This window comes from Sphingomonas sp. (genome assembly GCF_965200105.1).
In the GTDB taxonomy this organism is placed as follows: Bacteria; Pseudomonadota; Alphaproteobacteria; order Sphingomonadales; family Sphingomonadaceae; genus Solisphingomonas.
Map to the genome: position 1 here is coordinate 1,232,098 of NZ_CBDATN010000002.1, position 18,998 is coordinate 1,251,095.

Consider the following 18,998-nt stretch of genomic DNA (forward strand, 5'->3'; position numbering starts at 1 on the left):
TGCCGTTCGTTCCCGCCGTCGCCACAAGCCGCCGGCTTCTCCGGCGTTTGGCGAACCTTCTACGGGGCCCGGCGTTTCGCGGACCATGTGACGGGGGATCAACGGTGAGCGACGAAGACTGCGGCATCCTCGAACATTCCGGACTTCACTTGCGTCCGGATCCGTCCCGCACCGTGCTGCGGCCGTTCGATCCCACCTACCCGGACGCCTATGCGGACGAGGAGCATCCGCGCGTCCGCAATGTCGTCGATCGCGTGTTGCAGATGGACGAAGCCGAGGCAAAGGCGTTGGGCGACGCGATCGCCCGCTCGCTCGCCGAGCGCCATCGCGACGTCGAGACCGTCCTCGCTCGTCGGTTCGACGATGTGGCTCGTCAGGTAGCCGGCGCGGCACGGGCATCGCCGGCCCAACGGCTGGTGATCGGAGCCTATCTCCTCCAGGAATACTCCTTCGAAGCGGCGGCGCTGTTCAACCCCAGCATGGTGCTGCACCCGGATCAGACCGCATTGCCCGATGGCGCGATCCGCTTCATCCTGTCGCTGCGCGGGATCGGCGAGGGCCACGTCTCCTCCGTCACCTTCCGGCTCGGCACCTGGAGCGCCGCCCAAGGCTTCGCGGTGGAGGACGGGAGCCCGATGGCGACCTCGCCACGCATCGAAGGCTCGCCCGAGGATGACGGCGCGGTCACGGTGGCGTTCGAGAACAGCCGCGGCGTGTCGGAACGCATCTTCTTCCCCATCGCGCCGAGCCAGCGCCAAGGCATCGAGGATATGCGGCTCGTCCGCTTCACCGACGACGATGGCCATGCCGACTATTACGGCACCTACACCGCCTTCGACGGCCGCACCGCGCGATCGGAGATGATGCGGCGTACCGAGCGGGACACCTTCGAGATGCGACCGCTGCGCGGAAAGGCTGCCGCCTACAAAGGCATGGCGCTGTTCCCGAGGCGCGTGGCCGGTCGCTTCCACATGCTCGGGCGCATGGACAGCGAGAGCATCTGGCTGCTCGCCTCCGACGATCTCTGGTGCTGGGAAGGCGGCGCGAAGCTGGTTCAGCCCCGCTACCCTTGGGAGTTCGTGCAGATGGGCAATTGCGGTTCGCCCATCGAGATCGACGAGGGTTGGCTTGTGCTCACCCACGGCGTCGGAATGGTCCGGAATTATTGCGTCGGCGCCTGCCTGCTCGATCGCGACGATCCGTCGAAGCTGCTGGCGCGCACGGCGAAGCCGCTGCTCCGCCCCAGCCCGGGCGAGCGCGACGGCTATGTGCCCAACGTCGTCTACTCGTGCGGGGGCATCGTTCACGATCGCACGCTGCTGCTGCCCTACGGCATCTCGGACAATTTCGCGACCTTCGCCACCTGCTCGGTCGACGCGCTGCTCGCCGCGATGGAATGAGCCGGGAGCGGCGTATCGACCGCGCCAACATGCTCGATTGACGATGGGGAGTCGCAATGCTGTGGTGGACGGCTTACGAGGAGTGCCGCCCTTGCTGCCGTCGCGCGTCCTGCTATCCGCCCTGCTCCTCGCGGGCGCCGCGCCGCCCCCGCCCACCGCCGCGCCGCCGCAACAGCCGGCGATCGCGACACCTTATGATCCGCGCGTCGCCTTCGCCCCCTTCGAGCTGCAACCCGCGCCGAGCCGCGTGCGATCGGCCAACGGCCTGCCCGGCCCCGAATGGTGGCAGAACCGCGCCGACTACGCGATCCGTGCCACACTCGATCCCAAGGCACGCACGATTGCTGGGGTCGTCGAGATCCGCTACACCAACAACAGCCCCGACGCGCTCGACGGGCTGTGGCTCCAGCTCGACCAGAACCGCTACCGGGTCGGGGCACGCGGCGAGATCGCGCAAGGCGCCCCGCCGAAAGGGTATACCGACGGCATAACGCTGGAGGCGGTGACAGTGGACGGCCGGGCGGTCACGCCGCTCGTCGATGATACCCGCGCCGAACTCCGCCTCGCGACGCCGCTGGCCAGCAAGGGCGTAGCGACGATCCGCATCCGCTACCGCTACGCCGTGCCGCCCGACGCGGTCGGCGGACGCACCGGCTGGACCGCCACCAAGGCGGGGGACGAATTCTCGATCGCGCAATGGTATCCGCGCATGGCCGTCTACGACGACCTGAGAGGGTGGGACACGCTTCCCTATCTCGCGCAGGAATTCTACCTGGAATATGGCGACTTCGACTATCAGGTGACGGTGCCCGCCGGCATGATCGTCGCCGGATCGGGAGCGTTATGGAACCCGGACGAGGTGCTGTCGTCCACCGAACGCCAGCGTCTCGCCGCCGCGCGCACGAGCGACGCGACAGTCGCGATCCGCACGCCGGACGAGGCGGAGCGGGCGGCGCGCGGCCCCGCGCCCGGCGGCACGCGCACCTGGCACTATCGGCAGGAGAACACACGCGACGTGGCGTTCGGCGCGGCGCGCGGCTTCGCCTGGGATGCGGCGCGGATCCGGCTGCCGAACGGCGGCGTCGCGCTCGCCCAGTCTTTCTACCCGCCGGAGGCGCAAGGCCGCAACCGCTGGGGCCGATCGACGGAGTATCTCAAGGACGCAGCCGAGCGCTTCTCCGCGCGCTGGTATCCCTTCCCCTGGCCGACCGCGACCAACATAGCCGGCGCCGCCGCCGGCATGGAGTATCCCGGCCTCGCCTTCGACGGCATCAGCGATCGCGGCAAGGAGCTGTTCTGGGTCAGCGCGCACGAGATCGGCCACTCGTGGTTCCCGATGGTCGTCGGCTTCGACGAGCGGCGCGACGCGTGGATGGACGAGGGCTTCAACACCTTCATCGACGTCTATGAATCGGACGACTTCCACGACGGCGAATACGCACCCAAGCGCGACAGCGAATATGCCGAAGGCGGCGGCAACCCCGTCGACGAGATCCTGCCGATCCTCGCCGACCCGCAGGCGCCCGCGATCCTGTCGCGCGCCGACACGATCGTCGAGACGTGGCGCCATCCCGTCACCTACTTTAAATCCGCGCTCGGCCTCGTGCTTTTGCGCGAGCAGATCCTCGGGCCGGATCGCTTCGACCCCGCATTCCGCCACTTCGTCGCGGCCTGGGCGCACAAGCATCCGACCCCGGCGGACTTCTTCCGGGCGATGGAAAGCGGCGCGGGCGAGGACCTGTCCTGGTGGTGGCGCGGCTGGTACGCGAACAACTGGCAGCTCGATCTCGCCGCCACGCGAATCGCACCGTTCCCGGCGGGGGCGGGCACGGGCTCGCTCGTGCGCGTCGAGACGCACGACCGGCTAGTGATGCCGGTGACGCTGCGCCTCACCTTCGCGGACGGGTCGAAGCGCGACATGCGCCTGCCCGCCGAGACGTGGATCCGCCAGGCCGCCACGGACGTGCCCGTGTCGGGGGGCCGTGTCGTCCGCGCCGAGCTCGACCCCGATCACAAGCTGCCGGACCGCGATCGATCGAACAACGCGGTGACGGGCTGAGCCCGTCTCCCCGCGCGGTTAGACGTGGATGGGCTTGCCCGTAACCGCCATCGCCGCCTCCTTGAACGCCTCCGCGTGCGTCGGGTGGGCGTGGCAGGTGTAGGCGATATCCTCGCTGGTGGCGCCGAACTCCATCGCCTGCGCGGCCTGCGCGATCATCGTGCCCGCGACCGACGCGATCATCCACACGCCGAGCACGCGATCGGTCTCCGCGTCCGCGATCACCTTCACGAAGCCCTCGGGCTCGTGGTTGGTCTTGGCGCGGCTGTTGGCCATCATCGGGAACTTGCCGACCTTGATCGCGCCGCGCTCCTTGGCCAACTCTTCCGACAGGCCGACGCCGGCGATCTCGGGCGTGGTGTAGACTACGCTGGGGATCACGTCGTGGTTCACGATGCCCGTCAGCCCGGCGATGTTCTCGGCCACCGCGATGCCCTCGTCTTCGGCCTTGTGCGCCAACATCGGGCCGGGCGTCACGTCGCCGATCGCCCAGATGCCGGGCACGTTCGTCTCGAACTCGTGGCCAACCTCGATCTGGCCCTTGGCGTTCGCCGTGAGCCCCGCCTTGCCGAGCGCGAGGCCGTCGGTGTTGGGCCGCCGCCCGATCGCAACGAGCACGGCGTCCGCCTCGATCGTCTCGGGCGTCCCGCCGGCGGCAGGCTCCACCGTCAGCGTTGCCTTGCCGCCGCTCGCCTCCGCCTTCGTCACCTTGGTGGAGAGCCTGAGCTCCAGCCCCTGCTTCTTGAAGATCTTGGCGGCTTCCTTGCGGACCTCCGCGTCCATGCCGGGCAGGAGCTGGTCGAGATATTCGACCACCGTCACCTTCGCGCCGAGCCGCTTCCACACCGAGCCGAGTTCCAGCCCGATGACCCCGCCGCCGATCACGACGAGGTGGCCCGGCACCTTGGCCAGCTCCAGCGCGCCGGTGGAGCTGACGATCACCGTCTCGTCGATCGCGACGCCGGGCAGCGGCGTCACCGAGGAGCCGGTGGCGATGACGATGTTCTTGGCGCGCACCTCGCGCTCGCCGACCTTCACCGAGTCCTTGCCCGTGAACGCTGCGGCGCCCTTCAGCCACTCCACCTTGTTCTTCTTGAACAGATATTCGATGCCGCCGGTCAACCCCTTCACCGCGTCCTTGCGGCTGGCGTGCATCTGATCGAGATTGAGGGTGGCAGTCGCCTCGATGCCGAGGCTGGCGAGCTTGCCGTTGGCCGCCTCCTCAAACAGCTCGGAGGCGTGGAGCAGCGCCTTGGAAGGAATGCAGCCGACGTTGAGGCAGGTGCCGCCCAGCGTCTCGCGACTCTCGGCGCAAGCCGTCCTGAGACCGAGCTGCGCCGCCCGGATCGCGGCGACGTAGCCGCCGGGGCCGGCGCCGATCACCAGCACGTCGAAGTCGTAGTCAGCCATGCGTCACTCCCGTGCCCGCACGGGAGGCGGGTCCAATCAGCGGATATATAGGAACTTACAGGTCGATCAGCAGCCGCGTCGGATCCTCGATCGCGTTCTTGAGCGCGACGAGGAAGGTGACGGCCTCGCGCCCGTCGATCAGGCGGTGATCGTAGGAGAGCGCGAGATACATCATCGGCCGCGCCACGATCTGACCGCCGATCACCACCGGCCGCTCTTCGATGCGGTGGAGGCCGAGTACGGCGGACTGCGGCGGGTTGATGATCGGCGTGGACATCAGGCTGCCGAACACGCCGCCGTTGGAGATGGTGAAGGTGCCGCCCTTCATCTCTTCGATCTTCAGCGTGCCATCCTTGGCGCGGCGGCCGAAATCGCCGATCGTCTTCTCGATCTTCGCCACCGACATGGCTTGCGCATCGCGGATGACGGGCACGACAAGCCCGTTGGGCGCGGACACGGCGACCGATATGTCGGCATAGTCGTGGTAGACGATCTCCTCGCCCTCGATGAAGGCGTTGACGGAGGGCACGTCCTTCAGGGCCATGCACGCGGCCTTCACGAAGAAGCCCATGAAGCCCAGCCGCACGCCGTGCTTCTTCTCGAACAGATCCTTGTACTTCGCGCGCGCCGCCATGACGGCGGTCATGTCCACGTCGTTGAACGTGGTGAGCATCGCGGCGGTGTTCTGCGCCTCCTTGAGCCGCCGCGCGACCGTCTGGCGCAGCCGCGTCATGCGCTGCCGCTCCTCGCGGCGCTCCGCCGTGGCGGCGGAGGCCGAGGCGGGCTGGGGCGCCGGCGCGTTGGCGGCGGCCTTGGCGACGTCCTCCTTGGTGAGGCGGCCGCCCGGGCCGGTGCCGGTGAGCGTCGCGGCGTCGATGCCGTGCTCGGCGACGGCACGGCGCACCGACGGCGACATCGCGGCGTTCTGCGCCGGGCTGCGGCTGGAGGCCTCCCCCGCCTGCGGGTCGGCCTCGTGGTTGCCGTAGCCGGCCTCGACCGCCTGCACGCTCTTGGTCGGCTGTTCGGCGGGAGCAGGCGCGGCGGCGGCACCGCCGGCCTCGATCGTCGCGATCACGGCGCCGACCGACACGGTGTCGCCCTCCTTTACGACCAGCGCGCCGATCGTGCCCGCCGCCGGCGCCGGCACCTCGACCGCGACCTTGTCCGTTTCCAGGCTGGCGATCGGCTCGTCGGCGGCGACGGTGTCGCCCGGCTTCTTCAGCCACTGGCCCAGCGTCGCCTCGGTGATCGATTCGCCGAGCGTCGGCACCTTCACTTCGGTAGTCATCAACGGTCCTTATGCTGGCGTCAGGCGGCGCGCGCAGGCTTGGCGCCGGCCTTGGCGGTATCGAGGCCAAGCGCGGCGGCGATTAGCGCCTTCTGCTCGGCCTGGTGGCGCTTGGCGAGGCCGGTGGCGGTGGCCGCCGAAGCCTTGCGACCGGCATAAACCGGCCGCGCGGGCCGCACGCCGGCCTGTGTCAGCGCCTCCTCGATGCAGGGCTCGACGAAGGTCCACGCGCCGTTGTTGCGCGGTTCCTCCTGCGCCCACACCACCGTCTCGACGCCGGAATAGACCTTCAGCCGCTCGATCACCACATCGTGCGGGAAAGGATAGAGCTGCTCCACACGCAGAATTGCAACATCCTTCAATTCAGCTTCGTCGCGCGCCTCGATAAGATCGTAGGCGACCTTGCCCGAGCACAGCACCAGCCGCTTCACGTCCGCCGGCTTCGGATCGGCGGGATCGAACAGCACGCGGTGGAAGCGGCTGTCACCCGTGAAATCCTCGATCGGAGACACCGCCGCCTTGTGCCGCAGCAGCGACTTGGGCGTCATGATGATGAGCGGCTTCCTAAAATCGCGCGTCATCTGCCGGCGCAGGATGTGGAAATAATTGGCGGGCGTGGTGCAGTTCGCCACCTGCATATTGTCCTCGCCGCAGAGCTGGAGGTAGCGCTCCAGCCGCGCCGACGAATGCTCCGGCCCCTGCCCCTCGTAGCCGTGGGGCAGCAGCATCACCAGGCCGTTGGCGCGCAGCCACTTGGCCTCGCCGGCGGCGATGAACTGGTCGATGATGACCTGCGCGCCGTTGGCGAAATCGCCGAACTGCGCCTCCCACAGCACCAGCGTCTTGGGCGCGTTGCCGGCGTAGCCATATTCGAAGCCCAGCACGCCGAACTCGGAAAGCGGGCTGTCGAGCACCTGGAAGCTGCGGTTGACCTCGCTGAGCGGGTAGAAGCGGCGGCCGTCCGTCTGGTCGATCCACGCGGCGTGACGCTGGCTGAACGTGCCGCGCGCGGAGTCCTGGCCTGACAGGCGCACCGCGAAGCCGTCCTGCAGCAGCGTGCCGAACGCCAGCGCCTCGGCGGTCGCCCAGTCGAAACCCTGGCCGCTCGCGAACATCTGCTTCTTGGCGTCGAGCACGCGCGCCAGCGTCTTGTGGATGGTGAGGTCGGCCGGCGGCACGGTGAGGATCGGCGCCAGCGCCTCGACCTGGCTCGCGTCCACGCCGGTGTCGCCCGCGCGGCGGCCGCCGGTCGTGGCTTGCGACAGACCGCTCCACACGCCCTCGAACCAGTCGGCCTTGTTGGGTCGGTAGCTCTTGCCAGCCTCGAACTCCTCTTCGAGGTTCGCGACGAGCCGCTCGGCCTCGCCGTCCATCCAGGCCTGGTCGATCACGCCCTGCTCGATCAGCCGCTGGCCGTAGATGGCGGAGACCGGCGGATGCTTGCGGATCTCGTCGTACATCAGTGGCTGCGTGAAGCTCGGCTCGTCGCCCTCGTTGTGGCCGAATCGCCGGTAGCACCACATGTCGATCACGACGTCGCGCTTGAACGTCTGGCGGAAGTCGGTGGCGAGCTTGCAGGCGAAGGTCACCGCCTCGGGATCGTCGCCGTTGACGTGCAGGATCGGCGCCTGAACGGTCTTGGCGACGTCCGAGGGGTAGGGGGACGAGCGCGCGAATTGCGGCGAGGTGGTGAAGCCGACCTGATTGTTGACGATGAAGTGGATCGTGCCGCCGGTATTGTAGCCGCGCAGGCCCGAGAAGCCGAAGCACTCGGCCACGATGCCCTGCCCCGCGAAAGCCGCGTCGCCATGCATGAGCAGCGGCAGCACGCGGTGGCGCTCGACGTCGCCGACCTTGGTCTGCTTAGCGCGCGCCTTCCCGAGCACGACCGGGTCCACCGCCTCCAGGTGGCTCGGGTTGGCGGCGAGCGACAGGTGGACCTTGATCCCGTCGAACTCGCGATCGGTCGAAGTGCCGAGATGGTACTTTACGTCGCCCGATCCGCCGACATCTTCCGGGTTGGCGGAGCCGCCCGCGAATTCGCTGAACACCGCGCGGTAGGGCTTGCCCATGACGTTGACGAGCACGTTGAGCCGGCCGCGATGCGGCATGCCGATCACGATCTCCTCGACGCCCGTCTGGCCGCCATGCTTGATGACCGCCTCCAGCGCCGGCAGCATCGACTCACCGCCATCAAGGCCGAAACGCTTCGTGCCGACATATTTGCGGCCCAGGAACTTCTCGTACTGCTCGCCCTGGATGACCTTGGAGAGGATCGCCTTCTTGCCCTCGGGCGTGAAGCTGATCGTTTTGTCCTGGCCCTCCATCCGGTCCTGAAGGAACTTCCGCTCGCCCACGTCGCCGATGTGCATATATTCGAGGCCGACAGGGCCGCAGTAGTTGCGCCGCAGGATAGCGACGATCTCGCCCACGCTGGCCCGCTCCAGCCCCAACGCGCCGCCAAGATATATCGGGCGGTCCAGATCGGCTGCGGTGAAGCCATGATATTCGGGCGAGAGGTCGGCCGGCACGTCGCGCTTGGCGAGGCCGAGCGGATCGAGCTCGGCGGCGAGGTGGCCGCGCACCCGATAGGTGCGGATCAGCATCATCGCGCGGATCGAGTCGAGCGTGGCAGCCGCCAGCGTAGCACCATCGGGCGTCTCCGAGGGAAGCGCGGCCGCGATCTCGACGAGCTTGCCGCCCTTGGGCGCCTTGCCGGCGACGGTCATCTGCGTGGGATCGAGGCCAGCGGTGAGCGCGTCGGTGTCCGCCGGCGGCCAGTTGGGTTGCCGCCAGCTCGGCCCGGTCATCGCCTCGGCGATCTCGTCGAAATAGCGGTTCCAGGCCGGGTCCACACCGTCCCGATCGGCCTGCCACCGGCGATACAGGTCCTCGACGAAGGCGGGGCTCACGCCCGCCAGTTCGTCGTTCTCGAACGCTCCCTCGAAACCCATGTCACCGTCCTTGGCCTGCCCGGATCGGACGCCGCAGGGTCCGGGCTCAGATACGCATCGGCCGCATGATCGGCGCCCTATGGTTAATCAGCCCTTAAGTACCTGCGACAAGGTGGTGCCGAGCTCCGACGGGCTGGGCGAAACGACGATACCCGCCGCCTCCATCGCGGCGATCTTGTCCTCCGCACCGCCCTGTCCGCCGGACACGATCGCCCCGGCATGGCCCATGCGTCGCCCCGGAGGCGCGGTGCGACCGGCGATGAAGCCGACCATCGGCTTTTTGCGCCCGCGCTTCGCCTCGTCGCGGAGGAACTGCGCGGCCTCCTCCTCGGCCGAGCCGCCGATTTCACCGATCATGATGATCGACTTGGTGTCGTCGTCGGCGAGGAACAGCTCCAGGACGTCGATAAAGTTCGTGCCGTTCACGGGATCGCCGCCGATGCCGACCGCCGTCGTCTGGCCGAGACCCTCGTTACTGGTCTGGAACACGGCCTCGTAGGTAAGCGTGCCCGAGCGCGAGACAACACCGACCGATCCCTTCTTGAAGATGGCGCCCGGCATGATGCCGATCTTGCATTCCTCAGGCGTCAGCACGCCTGGGCAGTTGGGCCCAATCAGCCGCGACTTCGACCCGGAGAGCGCGCGCTTCACCTTCACCATGTCCAGCACCGGGATGCCCTCGGTGATGCACACGATCAGCGGAACCTGCGCGTCCACCGCCTCCAGGATCGAGTCCGCAGCGAAGGGCGGCGGCACGTAGATGACGGAGGCGCCCGCGCCCGTCGCCTTCACCGCCTCGCGCACCGTGTCGAAGACGGGCAGGCCGATGTGCGTCGAGCCGCCCTTCCCAGGCGTAACGCCGCCGACCATCTTCGTGCCGTAGGCGATCGCCGCCTCGGAGTGGAAGGTGCCCTGGCTGCCGGTGAGCCCCTGGCAGATCACCTTGGTGTTGGCGTTGACGAGGATCGACATTCGGCTTCCCTGTTCTGATGGTCGAGACGCGGTGCGCGAGATCTTACTTCAGGCTCTCGTCAATGCCCTTGCAGGCCTCGAGCAGCTCCTTGACCGCGTCGACCGAGACCTGGAGGTTGCCCTTGGCTTCCTCGTCGAGCTCGATCTCTACGATCTTCTCTGCGCCGCCCGCGCCGATCATCACCGGCACGCCGACGTAGAGATTGTCGACGCCATACTCGCCCGAGCACAAGGCCGCCGTCGGCAGGATGCGCTTCTGGTCGAACAGATAGGCTTCCGCCATCGCGATCGCCGACGTCGCCGGCGCGTAGAAGGCCGAGCCGGTCTTCAGCAGCGCGACGATCTCGCCACCGCCGCCGCGCGTGCGCTTGACGATCGCGTCGATGCGCTCCTGGGTGGACAGGCCCATCTTGATGAGATCGGGCACCGGGATGCCGTTGACGGTCGAGTAGGTGGCGACCGGCACCATGGTGTCGCCATGGCCGCCGAGCACGAAGCTGTTCACGTCCTTCACCGACACGCCGAACTCCTGCGCCAGGAAGGTGGAGAAGCGCGCAGAATCCAGCACGCCCGCCATGCCGACGACCTTGTTAGCGGGCAGCCCCGAGAACTCGCGCAGCGCCCACACCATGGCGTCGAGCGGGTTGGTGATGCAGATCACGAAAGCGTCGGGTGCGTTGGCCTTGATGCCCTCGCCGACCGCCTTCATCACCTTGAGGTTGATGCCGAGCAGATCGTCGCGGCTCATGCCGGGCTTGCGCGCGACACCGGCGGTGACGATCACCACGTCGGCGCCGGCGATATCGGCATAGTCGTTCGAGCCGGTGATCTGCGCGTCGAAGCCCTCCACCGGGCCGCACTGCGAGAGATCGAGCGCCTTGCCCTGCGGCACGCCTTCTGCGACGTCGAACAGCACGACATCGCCCAGGCCCTTGAGCGCGGCGAGATGCGCCAGCGTGCCGCCGATGTTGCCCGCGCCGACGAGCGCGATCTTCTTGCGTGCCATGAACCCTCCAAAGGCCGACGGAAGGCACGACCGCGAGAGGAAAGGACCGGCGGCCGGCCGGGAAGCGCGGTTCGCTTAACCCCATGCTGCGGGGCGGGCAACCGGCTTTGACTATGCCGCGGCGATTGGCGGCGCGCTCAGCCGGCCAGCGTCGTCACCATGTCGTGCCAGTGACCGAGATCGTCGTCGAAGCTCTTGACCGGCAGGCGCTCGTCGCGGCCGTGCGCACGCTCGTCCTCGGGGCTCACGATCCACGCGCCCGATACGCCGTAGACGGGCACGCCGGCGATGCGGAACGGCCGAGCGTCGCTGGCGCCCGTGCTCATCTCCGGGATGATCGCGGCGCCCGGATGCCGCCTGTGCACGGCAGCGGTATAGGCGGCCACGACATCGCCGCGAAGCGGGGAGGACAGGCTCGCCGGATAGGCGTCGAGCCGCGTCACCTTCACCTGCGGGTCACCGGCGATGCGCTGCAACTCGTCACGGATCGCGTCGGGCGAGACGCCGGGCAGGATGCGGCAGTTGACGGTGGCGGTGGCGCGCTGCGGCAGCGCGTTGTTGGCATGGCCGCCCGCCAGCCTCGTGGCGACGCAGCGCGTGCGCGTGAGACCCACCTCCTGCGGATCGGCCTCAATCGCGTCCGCCGCCTTGCCGTCGCCCGCGTCGGCGAGCCACGCCTTCATCGCCTGTCCAAGAGCGCCCTTCTCCTGCTTCGCCCGCTCTGCGAAATAGGCTCGCGTGGTCTCGTTGAGCGAGGGCTGGAAGCGGTATGCTTCCAGCCGCGTCAGTGCGTGCGCGAGTTGATAGATTGCGTTGTCGGGCCTGGGCTTCGACGAGTGGCCGCCCTTGTTGGTGACGGCGAACTCGTAATCGGCATAGGTCTTCTCCGCGGTCTGGAGCGAGAAGCCGAGCGATCGCCCCTGCGCGTCGACGCGCCCGCCGCCGCCGTCCGCGTTCAGCCCGAACTCGGCGTCGGTGAGCTGGCGATACTGAGTGGCGGCGAGCTTGGCCCCGATGCCCGTCGTCTCCTCGTCGCCGGTGACGAGCAGCACGATGTCGCGCTTAGGCGTGAAGCCCTCGGCCCTGAGCCGGAGCAGCGTGGCGACCAGCGCGGCGTCGCCCCCCTTCATGTCGAGCACGCCGCGCCCATAGTAATAGCCGTCCTTCTCGACGAACTTGAAGGGATCGGTGGTCGCCCAGTCCTCGGGCTTCGCCTCCACCACGTCCATGTGCCCCATCAGCAGCAGCGGCTTGCGCGTCGGGTTCTCCGCCGGCCAGCGCACGATCAGGTCGGCGGTGTCGTTGCCCACCGCCGCCGTGTAGGGCAGCACGTGGATGTCGGAGGCCGGGAAGCCGCCCGCCCTGAGCTGATCGGCATAGTAGTTGGCGAGCTCCACCGTGCGTCCGCGCCCCGCGACGGTCGGCACGTCGACGGAGTGCTCGAGGATCGCGACCGCCTTGGCGCGCCAATCGGTCGCGGGCGCCGCAGGCGCGGCGGTGGCGGCGATCAGCGCGAGGGCGGCGACGGCGTGGCGCATGATGGTTCATCCCCTTGGTTCACGTCTGGAGCATGACAGGCGTGAGAGCCGCGTCAATGCGATCCGGTCGCCCCCACGCCATGACCCTTCGCGAGATAATCGGCGGATCGCATCTCCATCAGCCGCGAGACGGTGCGCTCGAACTCGAACGTCTCCTCGCCCGCCGGGTAGAGCGCCTCGGGCTCGCCGGCGGCGGCGGCGAGCAGCTTCACGCCATGCTCGTAGAGCGTGTCGATCAGCAGGCGGAAACGGACCGCCTCGTTGCGGCGCTCGGCATCGAGCCGAGGCACGCCGACGAGGATGACGGTGTGGTAGCGCCGGGCGATCGCGAGATAGTCGGCCGCGCCGCGGGCTTCTCCGCAGAGCCGCTTGAAGGAGAAGACCGCGACCCCCTTTGCCGCCTTGGGCACGGTGAGCGTGCGCCCCCCCGAGACTGCGATCTCCTCCGAGGGCACGTGCTCGCGATCCTCGACGGGAAAGTCGGTGAGGCGGAAGAAGGCGCGGGAGAGCGCGTCCGTCGCCGCCGCGCCGTTGGGCACGTACCAGGTGGGGAAGCCGCCCAACCGCTCCAGCCGATAATCGGTCGCCCCGTCGAGCGCTACGACGTCGAGCCGCTGTTCCAGGAGCGCGATGAACGGCAGGAAATGCTCGCGATTGAGCCCGTTCAGGTAGAGCTGGTTCGGCGCGCGATTGGAGGTCGCCACCACCGTCACGTCGTGGCCGATGATGATGCGCGTGAACAGCCGCGACAGGATCATCGCATCGGCCGAGTTGGTGACGATCATCTCGTCGAAGGCGATCAGCCGGTTCTCCGCCGCGATCGCGTCGGCGACGGGGGCGATCGGATCGCCGACCTCGCGCGACCGCTCGACGCGCAGCCGATCGTGCATCTCCAGCATGAACTCGTGGAAGTGCACGCGGCGCTTGGCCTCGATCCGCACCTGCCCGTAGAACAGGTCCATCAGCATCGACTTGCCGCGCCCGACGCCGCCCCACAGGTAGAGCCCGCGCGCCGGCTCCGGCCGCTTGCCGAGCATCCGCCACAGCACCGACCCACGCGGCGGCTTGGCCTCCAGCGCCCGCGCGAGCGCGTCGAGCCGCGAGGCGACGTCGCGCTGCACGGGATCGGGCCGGAGCTCGCCCGCCGCGACCAGCGCCTCATAGCGCGCGGACACGCCGCTCACATCAGGGCGTCCGGTAGCGTCACCTTGCGCGACGTCGCCTGCCAGGAGAGCAGTACGCCCTGCCCCCTGCTGGACCGTACCGAAGGGGGACATGAAGGCGCCCGGTCTCGCGCAGCAGCGTGGCAACCACGTCGATCAGCCGGTCCGGCCGGCCCGCGCCGATGAACTGGGCGGAGCGCGCCAACGTTACGAGGCCCCCGAACACCTCTCGCGAGGCCCTTGGCGTTCGATTCCTCGCGGCGATGATGCGCGGCGGTAGCGTCGCTCACGTCAAACGACGCGCTCGACTTCCATCTTCTTGATCTCGGCGATCGCCTTGGCGGGGCTCAAGCCCTTCGGGCAGACGTTCGCACAGTTCATGATCGTGTGGCAGCGGTAGAGGCGGAAGGGATCCTCCAGCTCGTCGAGCCGCTCGCCCGTCATCTCGTCGCGGCTGTCGGCGAGCCAGCGATAGGCCTGGAGCAGGATCGCTGGCCCCAGGAACTTGTCGGCGTTCCACCAGTAGCTCGGACACGAGGTGGAGCAGCAGGCGCACAGGATGCACTCGTACAGCCCGTCGAGCCGATTGCGGTCCTCGGGCGACTGGAGCCGCTCCTTGCCCGAAGGCGCGGGGGTCGCGGTCTGCAGCCACGGCTTGATCGAGGCATATTGCGCGTAGAAGTGGGTAAAGTCGGGCACCAGATCCTTGATGACGTCCATGTGCGGCAGCGGCGTTATCCGCACCTCGCCCTTCACGTCGTCGATCGCCTTGGTGCAGGCGAGCGTGTTCGTACCATCGATGTTCATCGAGCAGGAACCGCAGATCCCCTCCCTGCAGGAGCGGCGGAAGGTCAGCGTCGGGTCGATCTCGTTCTTGATGCGGAGCAGCGCGTCGAGCACCATCGGCCCGGTCTGCTCCAGATCGAGCTCGTAGGTATCGTAGCGCGGATTCTCGCCTGTATCGGGATCCCAGCGATAGACCTTGAACTTGCGCGGCTTCTTGGCGCCCTCCGCCTTGTAGGAGCGAGCCTTGCCCGTGATCTTCGAGTTCTTGGGGAGTGCGAATTCGGCCATGTCGTCCTCAGTACACCCGCGCCTTGGGCTTTATATAGTCCACCTCATCGGTGAGGGTATACTCATGCACCGGGCGGTAATCGATCCGCACCTTGGCCTGCGCGCGCCCGTCGAACCAGCAGAGCGTGTGCTTCATCCAGTCGCCGTCGTTGCGATCGGGGAAGTCCTCCTGCATGTGCGCGCCGCGGCTCTCCTCGCGGTTGGCGGCGGAGTGCATCGTCACGACCGCCTGCGGCAGCATATTGTCGAGCTCCAGCGTCTCGACGAGGTCGGTGTTCCAGATCATCGAACGATCGGTGACGCGCACGTCGGCCATCTTGGCCAGCACCGCGTCGATCCGTGCCTTGCCCTCGGCCAGGCTCTCCGAATTGCGGAACACCGCGCAGTCCGCCTGCATGGTGCGCTGCATCTCCGCGCGAACCTGCGCGGTGGGCGTGGAACCGTTGGCGTTGCGATAATGATCGAGCCTGGCGATCGCCGCGTCGTCGGCCGCGGTCGCCACCTTGCCGTGCGGGGTGCCGGGCTTCACCAGCTCGGCGATGCGGAAGCCGGTCGCGCGGCCGAACACTACCAGGTCGATCAGCGAGTTGGAGCCGAGCCGATTGGCGCCGTGAACCGAGACGCATGCCGCCTCGCCCACCGCGAACAGGCCGGGGACGACGCTGTCGGGATCGCCGTCCTTCAGCGTCACCACCTCGCCCCAGTAGTTACAGGGGATTCCGCCCATATTGTAGTGGACGGTGGGCACCACCGGCAGCGGCTGGCGGGTGAGATCGACGTTGGCGAAGATCTTGCCCGTCTCGGTGATGCCCGGCAGCCGCTCGGCCAGCACCGCCGGATCGATATGATCGAGATGGAGGTAGATATGGTCCTTGTCGGGGCCGACGCCGCGCCCCTCGCGGATCTCCATCGCCATCGAGCGCGACACGACGTCGCGCGAGGCGAGATCCTTGGCGCTAGGAGCGTAGCGCTCCATGAAGCGCTCGCCCTCGGAGTTGGTGAGGTAGCCACCCTCGCCGCGCGCGCCCTCGGTGATGAGCACGCCGGCGCCGTAGATGCCGGTGGGGTGGAACTGCACGAACTCCATGTCCTGGAGCGGCAGCCCCGCGCGCAGCACCATGCCGCCGCCATCGCCGGTGCAGGTATGCGCGCTGGTCGCCGAGAAGTAGCAGCGGCCGTAGCCGCCCGTCGCCAGCGTGACGGCGTGCGACCGGAAGCGGTGGATGGAGCCGTCCTCCATGCACATCGCGATAACGCCCTTGCACGCCCCGTCCTCCATGATGAGGTCGAGCGCGAAATACTCGATGTAAAAGTCGGCGTCGTACTTCAAGCTTTGCTGGTAGAGCGCGTGGAGCATGGCGTGGCCGGTGCGGTCGGCGGCGGCGCAGGTGCGCTGCACGGGCGGGCCCGCGCCCATGTTCTGCATGTGGCCGCCGAACGGACGCTGGTAGATCGTGCCTTCGGGATTGCGGCTGAACGGCACGCCGGCATGTTCGAGCTCGATCACCGCCGCCGGCGCCTCGCGCACCATATACTCGATCGCGTCCTGATCGCCGAGCCAGTCCGACCCCTTGACGGTATCGTACATGTGCCACGTCCAGTGATCGGGCGTGTTGTTGCCGAGGCTGGCCGCGATCCCGCCCTGCGCGGCGACGGTGTGGCTGCGCGTGGGGAACACCTTGGTAATGCACGCGGTCTTGAGGCCCGCGCCCGCGCAGCCCATCGTCGCGCGCAGGCCCGAGCCGCCGGCGCCGACGACCACCGCGTCGTAGACATGGTCGATGATCGGATAGGTCTGCGTCATCAAGCGGCGACCCCACCAAAGGCGATCTTGAGAATGGAGAAGATCGACAGCGTCGCGATCGCGAGCGCGTAGGCGTTGGCGAGCAGCGTCGCGACGATCTTGCTGCCTTCGTGGACATAGTCCTCGATCACCACCTGCAGGCCCAGCCGGAAATGCCAACACACCGAGACGACGAGCAGCACCATCGGCACCGCCACCAGCGGGGACTTCAGCCACAGCACGATCGCCTGATGATCGACGATCGGCAGCCGCGCGAGCGACAGCACGAACCACAGCATGAGGGCGAGATTGCCCGCCGCCGTTACCCGCTGCTGCCACCAGTGCTGCGGCCCGACATGCGCCGATCCCAGACCGCGGACGCGCCCGAGCGCGGTTCCCGAACGCATCAATATTTGCTCCGAACGAACAGCCAGAAAAGCGCGGTCGCGACGACCGAGAACACCATCGTCATCCACGCGCCTGTCTTGTTGGTGCGCAGCTCGTAGCCCGCGCCGACATCGAGCACGAAGTGCCTGATGCCCGTGGCCATGTGCTGGAAGAAGGCCCATGTGAAGCCAATGCCGACGAGCAGAGCGGCCACGTTGACGAGGCGCTGTCCCGCCATGCCCGGCTGCGCGTCCACCACCCAGGCGTAGAAGGTCGCGTAGCCCTTCGGTCCGGAGGCGGCGGCGGCCAGCCACCAGGCGAAGATGATCCCGCCGCCCAGCGCCATCGCGACGCCGGTGGCGCGATGGAGGATCGAGACCAGCATGTGCGGGCCCCATCGCCAGATCGTCAGGTGCGGCGAGAGCGGTCGGGCGGTGTTTCGCGACACCTCTATCCCCCAGAAGGAAAAGCGGCCCCGTCTCTGCGCGAAACCGTGCTGGGATGCAACATGGCGTCGTCCGCCCGGCGGGATAACGCGACGTTTACCTCGCGCGAGCTAATTGATGCTCAGCCGAGGATAGAGAGGGCCGCCGACCATGACCATAGACGTGCTCGCCCCCGACGTACCGCTGGCGTTGTCGGAAGAGGCCTTGGCGGAAAGGGCCGCGGCCTATAACGGCGACGGTGCGTTCGGCGCGGCGATTGCCGCGCTCTGGTCGCGTGCTGGGACCGTTATCGAGAAGCAGCTCCGCGACTCCTACGCGACCCTGATCCCCTCCCTCGAGGAGGCCGCCGAGCAGAGCGAAGTCGATCTCAGCGGGACAGAATTGTTCAACTCGATATGCGAATACGGCATACGCCGGTACACGATGCCTATCGACGTCGAGTGGGTCCGCAAGATCGCTCAGGGTGGCGCGCGAGCCTCGCAGCTCAACCTGCCGGCATATTTCATGGCCGATCGGAACGCGCGCAGCATCGACGATGTCTTCCGCGTCATTGCGGCGGCGTTCCCGGACGATCTTGAATTCCTCACGCTGGCCGCGAACGTCCTTCAGCGGATGAACATGGTGGAACTCGAAATCCTGATGGCGGAGATGGCCGAGGAGCGGCGCATCGCCGCCGTCGAGTACCGTGCCGAGCAGAGTGCTACGTTCCGGGCCGACGTGACTGATACGCTGAAGGCGATGCTCTCCGACTCAGCCAACCTGCGCGACCAGACCGGCCACACTTCGGCCTCCGCGCGCGGAATGCTCGGCAAGACCTCCGAGGTCGCCGCCGCCGCCGAACAGTCGGCGATCGCGATGCGGGAGGCGGCGCAGACCGCCGCCGGTCTCATCCGCGCGATCGAACAGGCGCGCAGCGAGGTGGAGATCTCGGCCGGCATCGCGTCGCGCGCCGCCACCCAGTCGACCCAGGCGGTGACGGTGGCGGACGCGCTCTCGGGCCACGCCCATGCCATCGAGTCGATCCTCGGCCTCATCCGCGACATCGCGGGGCAAACCAATCTCCTCGCGCTCAACGCCACGATCGAGGCGGCGCGCGCGGGTGATGCCGGACGCGGCTTCGCGGTCGTGGCGCAGGAGGTGAAGAGCCTCGCCAGCCAGACCGCGCGCGCTACCGACGACATCGCCGCCAAGATCGCCGCGATCCAGGCCGCGTCGCGCCACACGCTCGACGTCAACAACGCGATCCGAGACATCGTGGGCGAGGTCCAGTCGTCAGCGCAACGCATCCGCGAGGCCATGGAAGCGCAGGCGCAGACCGTCACGATGATCACCGCCGCCGTCGACGAGACCGCTCTCGCCGCCGATTCCATGTCCGGCACGATCGCCGCCATCCGCTACGATACCGAGGCCGTCGCAACCGACATCGATCGGCTGGAGGCGGGCTTCCGATCGGTCGACGATCGGCTCGGCAAGCTCGACACGACGACCAGCGACTTCGTCGAGCGCTACGCCGCCTGA

The 18,998-nt window shown here is 68.0% G+C and carries 14 protein-coding genes; 3 read left to right on the forward strand and 11 right to left on the reverse strand.

The features are described from left to right. Positions 1-104 precede the first annotated feature (104 nt). Both ACOFKX_RS07340 and ACOFKX_RS07345 read left to right on the forward strand, forming a co-directional pair. Entirely contained in the window at positions 105-1,400 is a 1,296-nt protein-coding gene (locus tag ACOFKX_RS07340) for a glycoside hydrolase family 130 protein (RefSeq protein WP_419826379.1), read from the forward strand. 91 nt (positions 1,401-1,491) lie between these two features. Next, positions 1,492-3,459, forward strand: a complete 1,968-nt coding sequence (locus ACOFKX_RS07345; protein WP_419826380.1) for a M1 family metallopeptidase — start codon at positions 1,492-1,494, stop codon at positions 3,457-3,459. An 18-nt stretch (positions 3,460-3,477) separates the two neighbouring features. On the opposite strand, the gene lpdA is transcribed toward ACOFKX_RS07345, so the two are convergent. The 11 genes from lpdA to sdhC form a co-directional block, all read right to left on the reverse strand. Then, complete coding sequence (lpdA, locus tag ACOFKX_RS07350) at positions 3,478-4,869, reverse strand: dihydrolipoyl dehydrogenase (RefSeq protein WP_419826381.1); 1,392 nt, start codon at positions 4,867-4,869, stop codon at positions 3,478-3,480. A gap of 55 nt (positions 4,870-4,924) precedes the next feature. Beyond that, complete coding sequence (gene odhB, locus ACOFKX_RS07355) at positions 4,925-6,157, reverse strand: 2-oxoglutarate dehydrogenase complex dihydrolipoyllysine-residue succinyltransferase (protein ID WP_419826382.1); 1,233 nt, start codon at positions 6,155-6,157, stop codon at positions 4,925-4,927. A 20-nt stretch (positions 6,158-6,177) separates the two neighbouring features. Further along, positions 6,178-9,111, reverse strand: coding sequence for a 2-oxoglutarate dehydrogenase E1 component (locus ACOFKX_RS07360; protein ID WP_419826383.1), 2,934 nt, complete (start codon positions 9,109-9,111; stop codon positions 6,178-6,180). 87 nt (positions 9,112-9,198) lie between these two features. Continuing rightward, entirely contained in the window at positions 9,199-10,083 is an 885-nt protein-coding gene (sucD, locus tag ACOFKX_RS07365; protein ID WP_419826384.1) for a succinate--CoA ligase subunit alpha, read from the reverse strand. 43 nt (positions 10,084-10,126) lie between these two features. Further along, positions 10,127-11,089, reverse strand: a complete 963-nt coding sequence (gene mdh, locus ACOFKX_RS07370; RefSeq protein WP_419826385.1) for a malate dehydrogenase — start codon at positions 11,087-11,089, stop codon at positions 10,127-10,129. 137 nt (positions 11,090-11,226) lie between these two features. Continuing rightward, entirely contained in the window at positions 11,227-12,627 is a 1,401-nt protein-coding gene (locus tag ACOFKX_RS07375; RefSeq protein WP_419826386.1) for a M20/M25/M40 family metallo-hydrolase, read from the reverse strand. A gap of 53 nt (positions 12,628-12,680) precedes the next feature. Continuing rightward, positions 12,681-13,811 (reverse strand): cell division protein ZapE, encoded by a 1,131-nt coding sequence (zapE, locus tag ACOFKX_RS07380; RefSeq protein ID WP_419826387.1) that lies wholly within the window; start codon positions 13,809-13,811, stop codon positions 12,681-12,683. Between the two features lie 270 nt (positions 13,812-14,081). Then, positions 14,082-14,864: a succinate dehydrogenase iron-sulfur subunit gene (locus ACOFKX_RS07385; RefSeq protein ID WP_419826388.1), complete on the reverse strand. Its 783-nt coding sequence runs from the start codon at positions 14,862-14,864 to the stop codon at positions 14,082-14,084. 7 nt (positions 14,865-14,871) lie between these two features. Continuing rightward, on the reverse strand, positions 14,872-16,668 hold the full coding sequence (gene sdhA / locus ACOFKX_RS07390) for a succinate dehydrogenase flavoprotein subunit (protein ID WP_419826389.1): 1,797 nt from the start codon (positions 16,666-16,668) through the stop codon (positions 14,872-14,874). Beyond that, a complete protein-coding gene (gene sdhD, locus ACOFKX_RS07395; RefSeq protein WP_419826390.1) occupies positions 16,668-17,054 on the reverse strand; it encodes a succinate dehydrogenase, hydrophobic membrane anchor protein in 387 nt (128 codons plus the stop codon). The genes sdhA and sdhD overlap by 1 nt, the downstream gene beginning before the upstream one ends. Continuing rightward, the gene (sdhC, locus tag ACOFKX_RS07400) at positions 17,054-17,482 is read right to left on the reverse strand and encodes a succinate dehydrogenase, cytochrome b556 subunit (protein ID WP_419826391.1); all 429 of its coding nucleotides are present in this window, start codon (positions 17,480-17,482) and stop codon (positions 17,054-17,056) included. Before sdhC ends, sdhD begins: the two co-directional genes overlap by 1 nt. A gap of 148 nt (positions 17,483-17,630) precedes the next feature. Between sdhC and ACOFKX_RS07405 the strand changes: the two genes are divergently transcribed. Then, positions 17,631-18,998, forward strand: coding sequence for a methyl-accepting chemotaxis protein (locus tag ACOFKX_RS07405; RefSeq protein WP_419826392.1), 1,368 nt, complete (start codon positions 17,631-17,633; stop codon positions 18,996-18,998).